Source organism: Vibrio sp. L5-1 (genome assembly GCF_021728315.1).
Classification (GTDB): domain Bacteria; phylum Pseudomonadota; class Gammaproteobacteria; order Enterobacterales; family Vibrionaceae; genus Vibrio; species Vibrio splendidus_K.
In genome coordinates this window covers 714,160-730,663 of the sequence record NZ_JAKKCQ010000001.1, presented here as the reverse complement: position 1 = coordinate 730,663, position 16,504 = coordinate 714,160, and the positions used below count along the sequence as shown (strand labels likewise).

The window sequence follows — 16,504 nt, the reverse complement described above, 5'->3', positions numbered from 1 at the left end:
TAATGGAAACTGAGCTAGCAACAGTAAGAATAGGGTGGTCGAGTTATAGCGGGTAGATAAGTTATAACGGATAGATAAGAGCGTTTAATCGCTTGGCTTCTGAAAGGCTTTCGAGGCCAAGTCCGCCGACTAAGGCACTGCCTTTTACGGTAATGATTTGTTTGTTCATGCCAGCAGGAGTCGCTGCTAACATAGGCAGCGATTTAAGAATGGCGTCAGCGCCGCCCATTTTTTGGTAGCTGCGGCCACTCACCAATATGACATCAGGCTGCATTTCAACGAGTGATTCCATCGATAGTGGTTTGTATGACGTCAGGCTTTTAGCCGCAGGGTTTACACCGCCAGCCAATTCAATGATCGCGTTTGGTGACGTTTCACCGCCAGCAACGTTCGCCGGGCGACCTTCATGTAATAATAAGAACAGAACTTTCTTCGCTTCGTTGTTGGGTACTTGGTTTGCTTTTAGTGCCGCAATCTTCTTATTTACTTCAGCTTTGACTTGCTGTGAGTGAGCTTCGGTGTGGGTAATTTTTGCGATTTGGTCGATACGCTTTAATAACCCCTCAACGTTTGCTTCGGTATTGACGATCTCGACATCGACACCGGCAGATTTCAATTGAGAAATCGCGTTGTCAGGTCCCATTTCATCTGAGCCAATTAGTGTCGTTGGCTCTAAAGCAATCAAGCCTTCTGCTGAAAGGTTTCGGTGGTAACCAATCTTCGGCAGGTTCTCTGCTTGAGGGAAATGGCTGGTCACATCAATCGCCACTAACTGCTCTTCAGCGCCTAATGCTAAGACCAATTCAGTCACAGCACTGCCTGCACTTATGATTCGAGGTTGTTCTACGTCATTGGCCATTGCCGTTGGCGCAGTCAGTGCCAAGCTGATTGCAGCTACTGAAAGGAGATGTCTCTTGGTCGTTAATTTATTGAGCACGTTTAAGTTGTTCATAATCATTTCTTTATATTATCTACTTGTTTCGCGAAGATTCTCAGTGAGCAGTCCGTTCGCATTGTGAGTTCGAATCTATAGAGAGGTTTAGCTCTGCTTCTTTGGTGTTAGTCATCAAGAGCCAAACTTCATGAAAATAGAGAGTTGTTCTAGCCATCTTCAGTGAGCAATTGGGTTGCGGGTATTCCGTTCTCTTGAAGGAAAGACAGCAATTTCACTAGGTTCTCAACGTTGGCGGCTTTATCTGCACCAATGATGATCGGCTTCTTGTCTGATGTGCCTGTTTCTTCTAGCAATGCAATCTTGAAGTTTTCCCAGTCGATGTACTCTTGGCCGTTAATCGCCCAGTAGGGTTCGTGGTCTAAGATATTGACGCTAATCGAATCTTTATGAACTTCAGAAACGTTCTTAATATCAGAGCTCGGCAGTTCGACTTCTAATGACTCCAACTTCACCGATGCTGTCAGCAGCAGGAAAACCATCACGATAAAAATGATGTCGAGCAGCGGTGTTAAGTCCGGAGCTAAACTTTGTGTTTGAGATGAGTGGGGCGTTTTAATCATGCTTGTCTCGCATCACCGACAGCGACTTTGTTTAATGATGAATCTTTAGTTTCGTCAGACTGATTAGTTTGAATCGACATGCCTTCTAACCACACATTCACATAATTCAAAGTATGTTCTAGCTGCGCCAAAACCCTATCGGCCCAAAGTCCAAGCAGTTGAGACCCTGAGATCGCAGGCAGTGCAATCATCAAACCTGCAGCTGTGGTTCTCATTGCTAAGCCAAGGCCGTCAGCTAGGTCGTTAGGTGTAATACTTCCGGTGGTAGCAGCTACACCTTTGAACATCTCGATAAGACCAAGCACCGTACCAAGCAAGCCAATTAGTGGACTGATCACGCCGATTAAACCAAGCAACCTTAAACCTGCATGAAGCTGGTGGCGTTTTTCTTGTAGCCAGATGCCTGCCGCATCTTCACGTAGTCCTTTCGAAAAAGAGTGGTGAGCAAGCAACATCGAGACGCCCTTGTACAGCAGCGGTCGTTTACCAGAAATAGACTGAGCGAGAGCCTCAATCTCTTTGCTGTTGGTTGGTGATATTTGATTGAGCTCGCGACGAATGGCGCGTTTGCCAACACCAATGCTTAACATCACTTGGAAGACACGTTCAGCGATGATCATTGCGGTTAATGCTGAACAGATAAGAAGAGGCCAAGTCATTAAGCCAAGTTGATCTTGTAAGTAACTGATTTGTTGCATGATTATTCCAACCTAAAACGAACAGGTAGTTGTACTCGGTGAGCAATCGCTCGACCATTGACAGTGTGGGGTGAGAACTTCCATTTTTTAATGGCGTCTAATGCGGCGTTGTCGAGTATTAGTACGCCTGATGAATTTACTAATGCTTGCTTAATTTGTTTGCCTTCCGCGTCTAACCAGACCTCGTAAATTGCGACCCCTTCAATACCACGACGTCTTGCCTGTCGAGGGTAAGTCGGGGGAGTCGGGGGAGCTGAAAACGAAGGCTTAGTGACTAGCACAGGCTCTTGGTTTGATACGCCTTGGTTTACTTCCTGAGGTTGGTTGGCAGACTCGGCCAGGTTTCTATCGACTTTCTTGTCGGCCAGTTTTTCTGGTTGAGGCGTTGGTTTGGACTTTGGCTCTGGTTTTAGTTCTGGGCGTTTTTTCTTAACGACCTTTTTCTCTGTTACTGGTTTCTTTTCAACAACCTTTTTCTCTACTTTCTTGGGTTGAGGTTTATTGGTGATCGCTTTTTTCTTTGGCGTCGGTTTGGCTTGCTTTGGCTCAATGGCCTTGGGTTCGACAGGTTTAGGTTCAGCTTGTGAGACTGTTTCTTTGATTGGTTCTGGTTCAACCGGCTCTGTGATGGTTTTTTGTTGAGCTGGAGAAGGCGCGCTCTTGGGAGTGAAGTTGATCGATACCGTGTTCGATTGGCTACCTGCAGGCATCGCGAATACTTTGGATTCTTGAGCAACAAATAATAGCGCCGCATGAATCACTAACGATGCACCGCCTGCAATAACATATCTAGGAACGTTCACACTCAATCCTTTACCAAATCCAAAATCTGTATCGGATTATTGCTTATAATCTAAATAAGATCAATTATCAATTGCATTATCATTTGCGTCTATTTATGATTATTTCAGTTTTAGCGAATAGTCTTCCAGACTTTGCTATGTAAGTGTTTAGAGAGATTATATGAGTCTTAATATCTATAAGTATGACGAATCAATCTTGGGTGTTTCTAGCCCTGATCCGCTTCGTTTTGCGTTTGCTAAAAAGCATTCTGCCCATGCCGGAGGAAGTTCAATTCCGGTCGACCCGAGTAAGAAGTTAGAACTCTTTGACGAACTGATGCTGAGTGAAGGGAAAAAACAGGATAAGCGTTGCTTGTATATCCACATTCCTTTTTGTCGCGTGCGCTGTACGTTCTGCAATTTCTTCCAAAATGCCGCAAGCCGTAAATTAGTGGATGAGTATTTCGATGCACTGATGGTCGAGCTAAAGCAGAAAGCCAAAACACCTTGGGCTCAGTCTGGACTATTTCACGCTGTCTATATTGGTGGCGGAACACCCACCGATTTGTCACCTCAACAAGTTGAGCAGCTTGGTAAAGCCATTCGCCAATATTTCCCGCTAGCAAACGATGTGGAAATGACCTTGGAAGGGCGCATCAATCGCTTTGGCGACGAGATGTTTGATCGTGCGCTTGAAGGTGGTTTCAATCGCTTCTCATTCGGTATTCAAAGTTTCAATACTCAAGTTCGACGCAGTGCTAAGCGCTTGGATGACCGAGAAGTGGTGTTGGAACGTATCAGTTCACTGAGCCGCACTGAACAAGCTCCGATCGTTCTTGATTTGTTATACGGATTACCGCACCAGTCTATGGAAGTGTTCCAACAAGATTTAGAAGACTACATGTCTATTGGCGCACACGGCATTGACCTCTACCAACTGATTGTTTCGGGCAATGCTCCTATGCTTAATCTCGTTGAGAAAGGAAAAATACCACCACCGGCCAATACGCCAGATAAGGCGAGTATGTACTTGGCGGGTGTTGAGTTCATGGCAAAAAATAAGGTCAAGCAACTGAGCGTGAATCACTGGACTCGTGATAATCGAGAACGCAGCATTTACAACAGCTTAGCGAAAACTTATGCCGAAGTTCTACCCATTGGTTGTGGCGCTGGTGGCAACATCGGTGGTCATGGAGTAATGCAACATCGAACTTTAGACAGCTACATGGAGTCTATAAAGCAAGGTCAATTACCTATTGCCATGATGACCAAGCAAAGCTCACTAGAGCCAAGCTTCTCTTCATTGAAGGCAGGTTTTGATTCTGGTGTTGTTAGAAGAAGCACGTTACCGACCTTTATGGGACAAGACACATTCGATTACTTGAAGCCTCTTTTCATGCACTGGGAAAAGAATGGTCTAGTCGAGCTTTCGGAAGATTATTTGAGCCTGACTATCGCGGGTAGTTTTTGGGCGGTAAGCCTAGCGCAGAGTGTAATTCAAGTGCTTAACGCTGAATACCAAGCTATGCATCCAGCGCCTAAAGCATCAGGTTCGGGCGTACACCCGCATGCAAGTTTGAAGCACGCTTAATATCGAATTTTTAAGTTTATAACTTACGTAAATTACTCGTTTATACGGAACATATTCAATGACAGATACAACATTAGAAATGACAGAAACTCTAGAACAAAGCGTAGCTCGAATTTTAGAAGAAGAGCCAAAACTACTGCCGACAGCAATTGCTGAGAAGCTAGGCGTTTCAGAAGTTGAAGTAGTGGCTGCTTTTCCAAACGACATGGCGGTAATGCTAGATGGCGGCCGTGCTCAAGAGATTCTAGAAGGTTTAGTGGGCTGGGGCCCGGTGACCACAATTATGCATTCATTTGGCTCAATCTTCGAAGTAAAGGCGCCGTTCCCTAAAGGTAAAGTAGCACGTGGTTACTACAACCTAATGGGCAAAGAAGGCGAGCTTCATGGTCACCTGAAACTCGACAACATCAAACACGTTGGTTTGGTGAGCAAGGCGTTCATGGGTCGTGAAAGTCATTACTTCGGTTTCTTCAGTGAAACGGGCGAGAACATTTTTAAGATCTACCTAGGCCGCAATGAAAAGCGTGAGCTTATTGCCGACCAAGTAGAACGCTTCAAAGCACTAAAAGAACAAGCTTAAGTACAGTCAATAGTAAATAATCAGCAGCAATCATACATAGGGTTGCCAACTGGCTAAACAAGACATCAATGCTCGAGGATCGTTTAGTTCGCTGATGATCGCTCAACCTCGGGCAAAAATAATAAATCAGAGAAAGTGAAGTAAGGAAATACCCATGGAACAGCAAGTAAAACAAGAACGTCTACAAGGTCGCCTAGGTCCAGAAATTAAAGAGTTTCGCCAAGAGCGCCGTACCCTTCAACTTGCAACGGTTGATGAAGAAGGTCGCCCGAACGTAAGTTACGCGCCTTTCGTTCAGAACCAAGAAGGTTACTTTGTTCTAATTTCTGATATTGCTCGTCATGCTCGTAACTTGAAAGCTAACCCTCAAGTCTCTTTGATGATGATTGAAGATGAAGAGAGCTCGAAGCAGCTTTACGCACGTAAGCGTTTAACGTTTGATGCTCAAGCTAGTGTTGTTGAGCGTGAAACGGAACTTTGGACTCAAGTGATCGGCCAGATGCAAGAACGCTTTGGTGAAATCATTGATGGTTTGAGCCAACTTCAAGACTTCTCCCTATTCAACCTTAAAGCAGAGAATGGCCTATTCGTTAAAGGCTTTGGTCAGGCATACCAAGTATCGGGTGACGACCTAGTAGATTTCGTTCACCTGCAAGAAGGCCACAAAAAAGTGTCTAACGAGTAATCTCGTTTAACCGATTTCTTCAGGAGCCCTCCAATGTGAGGGCTTTTTTATGTCTAAATCAAAGAGTTTGGTATATTGGCGTTTGATGACTATTTATGTGTAAGGATCGGTACGTGAAACCAGTAAGTCGAGATTGGGACGAGTTCTGTTACCCATTTATCTATGAAGACAGCCCTATCTGTGATTTTGAGATTTTGTCGGATGAACTTTGTTGCCGAGTTGGATTGGTGTTGTCTTTAGAGCTAGAGCCTCAGGTTCGTGAGATCCTGCAACGCTTGCAGCCAAACATCTACCATTTGAATGGCTCTGTGCGCGGTAAGCTTGCCATCACCGAATCTGAATTGGTCGAGCTCAAGCAAGATTATCATTGTATCCGTGAGCAGCTAGAAGGCGGTTTCAAAGGGTTTGTTTTGCCCGGTGGGCACCGAGTGTCCAGCGAGCTTCACTTGTGTCGCTGTCAGGCTAAAAAAGTCGTGCGAGCATTGGTGAGTATTGAGCATCATGAAAGCAAAAAATCGCCGGACCCGATTCTTTTTAAATACGCTAACTTAGTCGCGAACACACTCTATGCATTGGCGTCTTTTACCAATCATGTCAATGAGGTAGAGGAAGTGGAATTTGTGAGTAAGAGCTATTCTATGCCAAAGAAATCTTAAGGAAGAGTTCTACATTGATTCATCTCTAATCCTAAAGAAGCTAAGAAGCTAAGAAGCTAAGAAGCTAAACCATTAAGCATGATGCTGGGTTTAGCTTCCAAAATAGCGTCTAAGCAGCCGTAGATGCTTCGTTTAAGACTTTTGCGCCGCGTAGCATGGCTTCGATTAATTCGCCCGCATTGAACTTCTCAAGCGCTTCATGTGCACCTACCTGATTGGCTCGGTCGACACAGATTTCACTGGACAGTGAGGTATGCAAAATACAGTAGGCATGACTCAGTGCACTGTCATTTTGTACTTCAAACGCAAGCTCATAGCCATCGAGTCCAGGCATCTCAATATCACTCACGAGAAGATCAATTGCATTGCCAGCGCTGGCTTGGCGTCGCATTAGATCGATCGCATCTAAACCATTATTACAAATGCTATAAGGGATGTTGATGCTGTCTAAGGCATCAGATAGCTGTTTCCGCGCGATTAAAGAGTCATCAACCAATAAGATATTCAGCGCTTTGAGGCGTTCTCTTTCTACATCGGTCAGCATCGGGATGTGTGCATTCTCATAAGCAGGGTAGATCTTAGAAAGCAGTAATTCCACGTCGAGCATTTGCACGATACGGTCTTCGAAACGTGTAATACCGGTAACAAATACATTGCGACCCACACTCGTAGGTGGAGATTCAATACTCTTCCAGTCGCATTCAATGATTTTATCAATCGAACGAACCAAAAAGGCCACTACTGTTCTTAAGCAATCGGTGACGATGAGCACACAATCTTGGTATTCAGCGGGTGTTATCGGTCGAAAGCCAATCGCGGCAGACATATCAATGACTGGAACGGTAAGATCGCGGATGGTCACCGTACCAATCACGTGATGATGGGAGTATGGGATTTGAGTCATCGGCTGAAAAGGCACTATTTCTCTTACCTTAAGCGTGCCAATCGCAAAACTTTGAGTAAGGGATAATTTGAACATCAACATTCCCTGTGACTGACTCGCTTTACTGATCGGTTTGGCCATAGTGGCTCCTACTTAATACGCGCTTAATTTATAAGGATTAATTTAAAGGGAAACAGGGATGTCGGCAAGTCACTATACGGTTTTTAGGGGTTTTAAGGCAGTTGTTTTCGGTTATAGAGTGAAGATTGGCAGTTCTTGGGTTAAAATCACGCTAAACGCGCGCTGTCGATGGTTTTATGTCGACAAGTCGTTAGCGATAAACAGAATTACAACAGTCAGTTCATTAACGATGCTCTAAGCAACCATCGTAAGTAAACTGACCGCAACACACTGAGAATTATCATGGCAAGAAAAGCAGCAGCACTTCACATCCTAGTGAAGCATAAAGAACAAGCAGAAGACATCATTAAACAGCTTAAGAAAGGCGCGAAGTTTCAAACACTAGCGAAGAAACACTCTACTTGTCCATCAGGCAAGAAAGGTGGTGATTTAGGCGAGTTCCAAAAAGGTCAAATGGTGCCTCAGTTTGATAAGGTTTGTTTCTCTGGCGAGACGCTAGTACCACACCTTGTTAAAACAAAATTTGGCTGGCACGTAGTGAAGGTTCTTTACAGAACTTAGTCATAAATATGTGTTAGATTGAATAAAAGGAGCGTATGTACGCTCCTTTTTTGTCACTTTTTTGTGCATTTTAAAGCACTACGGTTGAGTGTTCATCCCAGACGTTATGCGATAATTGGCACTACGCCCTTAACTATCCGCCGTGACTAATCGGTGGGAGGAGGAGGGTTTTTAATGAGTAACTCATATAATAAATACCATTCTTAAGGAAATTTATGCAGCTTTGCCTTTTAGCCTTTGTATTTATCTAGAAAGCTGTAAACAAGTTTGGTAGGAGAACAACATGGATAGTTCAGCTATGTTAAGCAACCCAGCGACAGATGTGATTTTGCATGCCTTTGACTGGTGCTACGCTGACGTAATGAAGAACGCCCCACTGATCCAAGAGTTGGGTTATAAATCTGTTTTAGTATCACCGGCAATGAAGTCGTTACGCGGACCTAAAGGTTGCGACCGTGATTCTGGCACCCAATGGTGGCAGCGCTATCAACCACAAGATTATCGTGTGATTGATAATCAGCTTGGTGACACGCAAGATTTCACTGCGATGGTGAACACGTTAAAGCAATACGGGCTTCGTACCTATGTGGACGTCGTGTTTAACCACATGGCCAATGAGTCGGGTATCCGTGGCGATTTAACGTATCCAAATCAGCAAGACATGGCGTCTTATCAAGAAGATGCTGACTATTACGAATCCATACGTTTGTTTGGTGATCTTTCTAAGCCTTTATTTGATGAAAACGACTTTGTTGAAGCGTTTGGTATCAAAAACTGGAAAGACACTTGGGAAGTGCAGAACGGACGTATTACCGGTGGAGTTAGTGACCCTGGCTTGCCAACGCTGTTAGACAACGACAATGTGGTCGCGCAGCAGAGAGCTTACTTAAAAGCCTTAAAAGAGATTGGCGTGAAAGGGTTTCGCATAGACGCAGCAAAACACATGACACTGTCACATCTACGCAAGGTGTGGACTGATGATATTTGCGAAGAAATGCACATCTTTGGCGAGATCATTACTGATGGTGGTGCGACCAAAGAAGAGTATGAGTTGTTCCTTGAGCCTTACCTCAAACACACTCGCTTAGGTGCTTACGATTTCCCTCTGTTCAATACTATCTTCAAATCCTTTGAAGAGCAGGGCAGCTTTAAATCTCTGATCAACCCTTACTGTTTTGGTCAGGCGTTATCGAATATGCGAGCAATCACTTTTGCCGTCACTCATGATATTCCAAATAATGAAGTATTTTTGGATCACGTAATGGGTGAAGTTGACGAGCGATTAGCTCATGCCTTTATTCTTGGTCGAGACGGCGGTGTGCCGCTTGTTTACAGTGAGCTAAGTACCAGTGGCATTCTGGATCAGAACGGTCAGCCTCGTTGGGTTAACGATTGGCAAGCGCCTTACATGAAAAACATGATTCAGTTTCATAACCATGTTCATGGCGAAGCGATGCGTGTGGTTGAGGCAAATGATGATTTGCTGGTGTTTGTCCGTGGAGACAAAGGCATTGTGGTGATCAACAAGTCGAAGCGAAGTAAAACGGCATCACTGGCTTGGACTAGTACAGTAACGGACTTATTGTCTGGTGCAGTGTTTGATTGTGTCGATAAGACGCTAACCATTCAGGTTGAATCTAATCAGTGCATGATGCTGACGACCAATGAGTTCGAACCTGTGATGAGTTAAGTCTGATCGGTTAGAAAGAGAAGTCGAAAAAAGAAAGACCCGTTTACTAGCATCTAGTAAACGGGTCTTTTGTTTTTTAGGTTCTTGGCGAAACGTTGGTTGAACTATGTGTTGGTTAAGCTAAGCGCTGATTAACACAAACTTCTGTTAAACCGTAAACTTGTTCAATAGCTCGTCTTGTTGGCGAACATTGTCAGTTTGTACCTGCATTGCCGTGTTTGCTTCTTGAGCCGCGTTGGATACTTGTGTTGAAAGGTCTTTGATCTTAACTGTGTTGTTGTTGATCTCTTCCGCTACTAAGCTCTGCTCTTCTGCTGCTGAAGCAATTTGAATATTCATATCAGAGATACGCTGAATCGCGTCACGGATGCGGTCAAGTGAAGAGTTTGCTTGCTGAGCGCGTTCAACGGCGTCAGTGGCTGTGTCTTTACTTTGATTCATCGCGTTCGATACTGAGCTTGCGCCAGCCTGGAGCTGCTCAATCATGTTGCGGATTTCAGTGGTCGATTCTTGAGTACGTTGCGCCAGAGTTCGAACTTCGTCGGCTACGACTGCGAAACCACGACCAGATTCACCAGCACGTGCCGCTTCAATCGCTGCGTTCAATGCGAGTAGGTTAGTTTGGTCTGCAATATCGTTGATTACTTTAAGAATCGTTTCGATGTTGGCTGTCGCTGATTCCAGTACTTGTACTTCTGCAACCGCTTGGTCGATACGTGCTGAAAGGTTATCAATCGCTTGAGTCGTATCACTGACTACAGATGTCCCGTCTAACGTTGCTTCGTCAGCTTCACGAGCCGCTGCTGCTGCGCCTTGAGCGTTGTTCGCGACTTCTGTTGCAGTCACTGCCATCTCGTTCATTGCGGTTGCTAACTGCTCTAGTTCCTGCAGTTGTGTGTTCATCGCGTTTGCTGATTCGCCTGCACCTTTAACCGTGATTTCAGTACCACGCTTAATCTCAACACCAATCGCTTTTGATTGAATGATTTGGTTTTGCAGGTTTTCAGTAAAGGTATTGAAACCTTTTGCTAGGTCAGAGAACTCTTGGTCTGTGTTGGTATCTAGGCGCTTAGTTAAGTCACCTTGACCGCTCGCCACATCTTGAATTGCTTGGTTAAGTACATCAAGTGGACGCATTAACACACGAATCAAAACAGTCAGTGCAATGATGCTGAGAATAACCGCAATCAACGAGTAGATCATTGAGCTGTTTTTCAAATCTTCAACGGTTTGGTAAGCGATCTCTTCATCAAGGATTGCACCTATGTACCAATCTTCACTTGGGATGTGGGTGAAGTTAACTAGGAACATTTTTCCGTCGACTTCAATTTCTTGAGAGCCTTCACGAATGCTTGCTTGTGGCATGTAGCTTGAAAGCGTTTCACCGTTGTTTTTCGCATTCGGGTGAGCAATCGTTGTGCCGTCAGCAGTGACTAGGAATAGGTAGCCGGCATCAAACAAGTTCACTTGGTTTACCAATGTCGCAAGGTTGGTCAGTTCTAGGTCGTAGAACATACCTGCCGTGAAGCGGCCGCTGTCTTTAACTGGCGTACCCACAGAGATGATGACTTTCTTACTTGATGCATCCACATAAGGAGCGGTAACCACTAAACTGTTTTTGGATTTAGCATCAATGTACCAAGGGCGGATTCGTGGGTCGTAATCTGGACCGGCTTCCCAACCGTCATCATTCTCAATGACGAAACCGTTTGCTTCATAACCAAAGCCAACCGCTAGGAAGCTGTTTTTAAGCTTTGGTTTTTCTAGGATTTCTTTTACGTAAGTACGGTCTTGAGGGTTAATCTCGATGACTTCAGTCGTCGATTGAGCCAACGCTTTCTTGGCGTTCATTTCTGATACGACTGTATTTTTTACGCCAGAGACCATCTCTTTTAGGCTCGCATTGACGTGGTTTTCTACAGCACTTCTTACGGTGTAAAGTTGTTGTATTGAAAGCAATGATACTGTCACTAGCAGCAAGGCTGATGATGCAGCAACCACCTTATGGCTAAATTTCATTGAGTGTTCCCCTTCTCACAGGCTTTGCGAAGTCTAAAGTTAATCGTGTTTTTCTAATTATATATATCGACGAGATTGAAATTTACTTGAATGTAATTTCACAAAATAGACTACAAAAATACAACAACCTAAACAATACAAAATTCACTAAATCATATATTTGTTACTTTTAGCATTTGGTTCAATGAGTTGAAGATACACGCGAGCCTAGAGCCTACGGGTATTGATAATTTATTAATTAGACGTTTATGTGTGTGGTTTTCTATTCTAAGACGAGAAGGAAGGTAAACAGATATGAAATTAAATGAACTGCCAATTTTATATCTTGGATGTATTTTTGGTGGGTAGGTGAATGTATTTTGAGCGGGTAGGGAATGTCTTTACTGGCAATAAAAAGCCCCACAAAAGTGAGGCTTTATAAAATAGTTCTTAATTACGCTATATCAGTAGGGTCTAATTTAGAATATTAGATGTGCTACACCAGCGATAACCGGAAGTGTAATTAACGTACGCAGAATAAAGATAATAAACAGCTCGAGGATGTTCACTGGAATCTTACTGCCTAGAAGCAGAGCGCCTACTTCAGACATGTAGATCAGCTGAGTTACCGACATTGCTGCAATAACAAAGCGAGTCATCTCGTTGTCGATAGAAGCCGCAAGGATTGCTGGGATGAACATGTCTGCAAAGCCAACCACGATGGTTTCAGATGCTGCAACCGCTTCAGGAACACCAAGTAGCTCTAGGAATGGAATGAAAGGTTGACCTAGGAATGAGAATACCGATGTGTATTCCGCAATAACCAGTGCCATCGTACCAAGGCCCATAACAACAGGCAGTACACCAAATACCATATCTACGGCGTTACGGATGCCTTCAGCAAATACTGACTTAGCTGACTTAACTTGTGATGCTTTGTTTACTGCTAGCTCAAGACCCCAAGAGAATGTTGAGTGACCTGCAGGAATCGCGTCAGCGTCTTTGTGAGGCTTGCTGCCATCAATGAAGGTGTCTTTCTTCATGCTTAGTGGCGGAAGGCGAGGAATGATGACCGCAGCCACAATACCCGCTAGACAGATTGCTGCGTAGAAAGGTAGGAATAGGTGCTCTAGCTCTACTTGAGCAATAACCACAAGGCTGAACGTGATAGAGACTGCAGAGAAAGTCGTACCAACTACAGCGGCTTCACGCTGGGTGTAGAATTTCTTCTCGTACTGTTTACTTGTAAGCAGGATACCGACACTGCCGTCACCTAACCAAGAAGCCATACAATCGATAGCACTACGACCTGGTAGGTTGAAGATTGGGCGCATTACTTTACTTAGTAAGGTGCCAAACAATTCTAGCAAACCAAAGTTAAGTAGTAGTGGCAGTAACAAACCAGCAAAGATAAACACTGAAAATAGAGTCGGCAATAGGCCTTCTAGTACGAGACCTCCGGTGTTTTCTTCCCAAATAAATTCAGGGCCGACTTGGAAGAAAGCCATGAATGCTGCAGCACCACCGATAAGACGAACCAACAACCACAGTGGCGATGGGTTGAAAAGGCCGTTTAAAAATGAGTTCGATGTAATGAATGCAGGTTTGAAAATGGTGCTTAAAACGGAAGCTACAGACATGAAGGCAACGATTGCAGTGATAATAGCAACTAGAGACTCACCGAAAACCGCTTGAATTGATTTTGCTAGAATAGCGACAGGGATCGTTAGATCACCTTGGTAGCTGATTGGTGCCATGAAAAGGAATAAACCAATCAGAGATGGGATTAAGAAAACCCAGAAACTGCCTTTAGATTTCTCTGGTTGAGCAGTATTCGTGTTGTTAGACATGTTAATTGTTCTCGTATTTCTACATGTAAAAAAGCCACATCCTTGGCGTTTTTATTCTCTAAACATCCGTATTTTCTCACTGGCTGCAAGATTACCCAGTATTGATAGTGCTTGCAATACTATTCATCAAATATCGCTAACTATTCACACTGGTTATTCTGCAACTCATTAAGAGTTTAGGATAAAGTGTTGCGGATGTTACGTAATTTGAGGATATATTGCCAGATATTTATAAATTGACTGGCGTTTCAGTTCGATAGGTCAGGTAGAGCCAGTAGCTAAATGCGATAATGAAAGCAAAAGAGGCAGGGAAAGCCAGCGCCAAAATTTCAAAGCGCTGGAACAGACAAGCTCCGCTTAAACCACCAAACAGAAAGCCAACCACAATGAACATCAGTAGTTTGGCTTTACGACGGTCAAAAGGCATCCCCTTTAAGCGAGCACCAATCATGATCCCAAGATCCGTGATGATCCCGCTCATGTGTGTTGTTCGAATGATCGCACCGCTGTAAGTCGTTATCATCGCGTTCTGCAAACCACAGGCTGCTGAAGCGAAGTATTGGCCTGAAGTGTAGCCCTGTAACAGCGCCCAAAGTGCTAAAAATAGCAATCCCCCTTCAATGCACAGAGCAACGCCGTAACGACGCCCTAACTTCAGTGCTTGGTTCTCAATAAAGAATCCGCTGAAGGCTGCACCTAACATAAAGCTCATGATAATCAGTAAAAGATGTAAAGAAGCCGAAGTTGGTGTGAGCAGGCTACTGCCTAATAAAGACATGGTGCCTGAAATGTGGGAGATCGCTTGATGCTGAAAGCCGAGTAAGCCAATCGCATTAACACTGCCAGCAAGGCCTGCGAGCAACAAAGCGCCGTATTCAACCCAGCGAGGTAGCTTAGAAATCATGTGGTTCACCCTGGGTTAAAAAGAGGAGCAGATTATAACGCTAGCGAAAAGATACGCTAGCGCTGTGGTGCGTTGATATTTGATCTTAGGCAACAGTATTGCAGTTTGTTCTAATGCCGTTGCTTTATCGAGATAAAGGTCAGTAACAGGCTAGTTGTAGTGACTCATTTGATGGTCAAATTTGACCCAGCCGTGTTTACGTTCTTCGTAGACTGAAAAGCTCGGTAGCGGAAAGTCTTGCTCTTTAAATAATCCGAGCGGGACGATATAAAAATCGGCAGCAGCAACAGATTGTAAGAGCATGGTGGTGCCACACTTAGGGCAAAACTGATAGGTCACTTCACTGCCCGTATCACTGATGCGTGAGAAAGAAGTGACTTCTCCGTTTAATGTGACTTGTTCTATTGGGAACCGAGCCTGAACACCAAACACACTTCCGGTGCGTTTCTGACATTCATAGCAATGGCATACAGAGGTGCGTTGAGGCTCGCCTCTGCATACTAGGTTGACTGCTCCACAGCGGCATTCGCAACTTCTGATATTTCTATCTTTAATATGATTGATATCCATCCATGCTCCACTTCTGGTTAACCCTGTATTGATAATTATACTAAAGCCCTTTATGGTCTGCACAACTGGATGAAAACAAAAGAATATAATTGCTCATGAAAAAGAAAATCTTACCTATACCTCTGATTTTACTGATTCCAATTGTCATGCTGGTTGTGGTGATACTGGCGGGTATTTATCGCTTTAGCTTAAGTGACGAAGAGATCTTGGCGAAGTTTCCTTCTTCTCAAGTCAGTTATGACCCTGTTGTTGAAACCGTTTTTGATTTGAAGACGACCAACCCATGGACAATTAAAGTACCCGAAACCAACGCATACGCTTTTATTAATGAAGTCGATGAACCTAGAGCTATAGCCTTTGGACGCTATGACTCGGGTGTTGAGCGTGGTGTGGTAACGGTAGACACCAACAACCTTTCAGCCGTCACGTTGGGCAAGGCGAGTTTCTTTGTCGCACCGATGTGGGTATCTAACCAAGGCAGTGGCGTGTTCTATTATCTTGGCTTGTTTAAACATGACCAGCAGCGAAGCCGTGTCGTGCTAGTCAACCAGCTTTTTCTAGGCGATAGAGTGCAAATTCAGACTTTAGAGGTCGCTCAGCAGCAAGATTTACAATCCGCTAGCAAACAAACAGGGGAAGGTTTTATCGGCTTTACTCAGCATTCTGCGGAACAATCATTTGCAGAATCCCCTTCTGAAAAGGTGTTAATGAGCTTTTCTTTTGATACGCAATCAATTGGTAAGCAATAACGTTTTCGTTAATGCAAGGATCTGTTGTTTATGTGAGCTAAATTACATATTATCTTAATTAGATGAATGAAATTTAGACACTCCTTATGCTTGGTGTCTGCCTATTTTTACAAATGGAGCTTGCGAATGATTAATAAACGTTTTTTTAAGACGAAAGATGAAGTTGAAGTGACCTTCGAGCTAGAAGCTCAAGAAGCGAACTCTGTATCCATCGTTGCTGACTTTCTTGATTGGAAAGCCACCCCAATGAAAAAACTGGCCAAAGGGAAGGTTTACAAGTTTAAAACTCGCCTACCTAAAGATGGCGAGTTTCAATTCCGCTACCTGGTTGATGACCAACAATGGGTGAACGATGCGAATGCTGATCGTTATATCCCGAATGAGTTTGGTGAAGACAATTGCTTGGTATCGACGGTTAGCGCTTAATCGAGATGAAGTAGCGTGAATCAATAGAAAGCAGAAACTAACCGTTTCTGCTTTTTTATTTTTTATTTTGGCGGTTAATATTATTTATCGTGAAGCGGGTTTCCACTTACGGTAACTCAATGACTTAGTCTAAATTGGGCAGATTCACATCATATTATGACAATGCAATGATGATTTATGCGTTTGAAAAGCATATCCTATGCCTTTATATCGTAGAAAGACCTG

The 16,504-nt window shown here is 44.0% G+C and carries 17 protein-coding genes; 8 read left to right on the top strand and 9 right to left on the bottom strand.

Features of this window, described 5'->3' with window-relative positions:
• Positions 1–61: 61 nt before the first annotated feature.
• From L3V35_RS03025 to L3V35_RS03010, 4 genes are all read right to left on the bottom strand, one after another.
• Positions 62–952: an ABC transporter substrate-binding protein gene (locus L3V35_RS03025; protein ID WP_017092662.1), complete on the bottom strand. Its 891-nt coding sequence runs from the start codon at positions 950–952 to the stop codon at positions 62–64.
• Between the two features lie 149 nt (positions 953–1,101).
• Positions 1,102–1,515: a biopolymer transporter ExbD gene (locus L3V35_RS03020; protein WP_017077389.1), complete on the bottom strand. Its 414-nt coding sequence runs from the start codon at positions 1,513–1,515 to the stop codon at positions 1,102–1,104.
• The gene (locus L3V35_RS03015; protein WP_017087354.1) at positions 1,512–2,213 is read right to left on the bottom strand and encodes a MotA/TolQ/ExbB proton channel family protein; all 702 of its coding nucleotides are present in this window, start codon (positions 2,211–2,213) and stop codon (positions 1,512–1,514) included. The genes L3V35_RS03020 and L3V35_RS03015 overlap by 4 nt, the downstream gene beginning before the upstream one ends.
• 2 nt (positions 2,214–2,215) lie before the next feature.
• Entirely contained in the window at positions 2,216–3,016 is an 801-nt protein-coding gene (locus L3V35_RS03010; RefSeq protein ID WP_237298323.1) for an energy transducer TonB, read from the bottom strand.
• Positions 3,017–3,176: 160 nt separating this feature from the next.
• On the opposite strand from L3V35_RS03010, the gene hutW reads away from it, so the two are divergent.
• The 4 genes from hutW (at position 3,177) to L3V35_RS02990 (ending at position 6,507) form a co-directional block, all read left to right on the top strand.
• Entirely contained in the window at positions 3,177–4,586 is a 1,410-nt protein-coding gene (hutW, locus tag L3V35_RS03005) for a heme anaerobic degradation radical SAM methyltransferase ChuW/HutW (RefSeq protein WP_237298322.1), read from the top strand.
• Positions 4,587–4,644: 58 nt separating this feature from the next.
• Positions 4,645–5,166, top strand: a complete 522-nt coding sequence (gene hutX, locus L3V35_RS03000; protein ID WP_054541823.1) for a heme utilization cystosolic carrier protein HutX — start codon at positions 4,645–4,647, stop codon at positions 5,164–5,166.
• A 154-nt stretch (positions 5,167–5,320) separates the two neighbouring features.
• Positions 5,321–5,851: a heme utilization protein HutZ gene (gene hutZ, locus L3V35_RS02995; protein ID WP_004731858.1), complete on the top strand. Its 531-nt coding sequence runs from the start codon at positions 5,321–5,323 to the stop codon at positions 5,849–5,851.
• A 113-nt stretch (positions 5,852–5,964) separates the two neighbouring features.
• Positions 5,965–6,507, top strand: coding sequence for an ATP:cob(I)alamin adenosyltransferase (locus L3V35_RS02990; protein WP_054545756.1), 543 nt, complete (start codon positions 5,965–5,967; stop codon positions 6,505–6,507).
• Between the two features lie 109 nt (positions 6,508–6,616).
• Here the strand turns inward: L3V35_RS02990 and L3V35_RS02985 are convergent, their stop codons facing one another.
• Positions 6,617–7,531, bottom strand: coding sequence for a chemotaxis protein (locus L3V35_RS02985; protein WP_102451040.1), 915 nt, complete (start codon positions 7,529–7,531; stop codon positions 6,617–6,619).
• A gap of 282 nt (positions 7,532–7,813) precedes the next feature.
• On the opposite strand from L3V35_RS02985, the gene ppiC reads away from it, so the two are divergent.
• A complete protein-coding gene (gene ppiC / locus L3V35_RS02980) occupies positions 7,814–8,092 on the top strand; it encodes a peptidylprolyl isomerase PpiC (RefSeq protein WP_010431207.1) in 279 nt (92 codons plus the stop codon).
• A gap of 283 nt (positions 8,093–8,375) precedes the next feature.
• The gene (locus L3V35_RS02975) at positions 8,376–9,782 is read left to right on the top strand and encodes an alpha-amylase family glycosyl hydrolase (protein ID WP_237298320.1); all 1,407 of its coding nucleotides are present in this window, start codon (positions 8,376–8,378) and stop codon (positions 9,780–9,782) included.
• 147 nt (positions 9,783–9,929) lie between these two features.
• On the opposite strand, the gene L3V35_RS02970 is transcribed toward L3V35_RS02975, so the two are convergent.
• The 4 genes from L3V35_RS02970 to L3V35_RS02955 all read right to left on the bottom strand — a co-directional run bounded on the left by L3V35_RS02970 (position 9,930) and on the right by L3V35_RS02955 (position 15,167).
• Positions 9,930–11,801 carry a methyl-accepting chemotaxis protein gene (locus L3V35_RS02970; protein WP_237298318.1) on the bottom strand — a complete coding sequence of 624 codons (1,872 nt, stop codon included), beginning with the start codon at positions 11,799–11,801 and terminating at the stop codon, positions 9,930–9,932.
• Between the two features lie 458 nt (positions 11,802–12,259).
• A complete protein-coding gene (locus tag L3V35_RS02965) occupies positions 12,260–13,630 on the bottom strand; it encodes a YjiH family protein (protein WP_004731847.1) in 1,371 nt (456 codons plus the stop codon).
• A 229-nt stretch (positions 13,631–13,859) separates the two neighbouring features.
• Positions 13,860–14,534, bottom strand: coding sequence for a YoaK family protein (locus L3V35_RS02960; protein WP_004731845.1), 675 nt, complete (start codon positions 14,532–14,534; stop codon positions 13,860–13,862).
• A 150-nt stretch (positions 14,535–14,684) separates the two neighbouring features.
• Positions 14,685–15,167 (bottom strand): GFA family protein, encoded by a 483-nt coding sequence (locus tag L3V35_RS02955; RefSeq protein ID WP_017077401.1) that lies wholly within the window; start codon positions 15,165–15,167, stop codon positions 14,685–14,687.
• A 32-nt stretch (positions 15,168–15,199) separates the two neighbouring features.
• Between L3V35_RS02955 and L3V35_RS02950 the strand changes: the two genes are divergently transcribed.
• Positions 15,200–15,853 carry a hypothetical protein gene (locus tag L3V35_RS02950; protein WP_237298316.1) on the top strand — a complete coding sequence of 218 codons (654 nt, stop codon included), beginning with the start codon at positions 15,200–15,202 and terminating at the stop codon, positions 15,851–15,853.
• A gap of 126 nt (positions 15,854–15,979) precedes the next feature.
• On the top strand, positions 15,980–16,279 hold the full coding sequence (locus L3V35_RS02945; protein WP_004737771.1) for an isoamylase early set domain-containing protein: 300 nt from the start codon (positions 15,980–15,982) through the stop codon (positions 16,277–16,279).
• Positions 16,280–16,504: the final 225 nt, after the last annotated feature.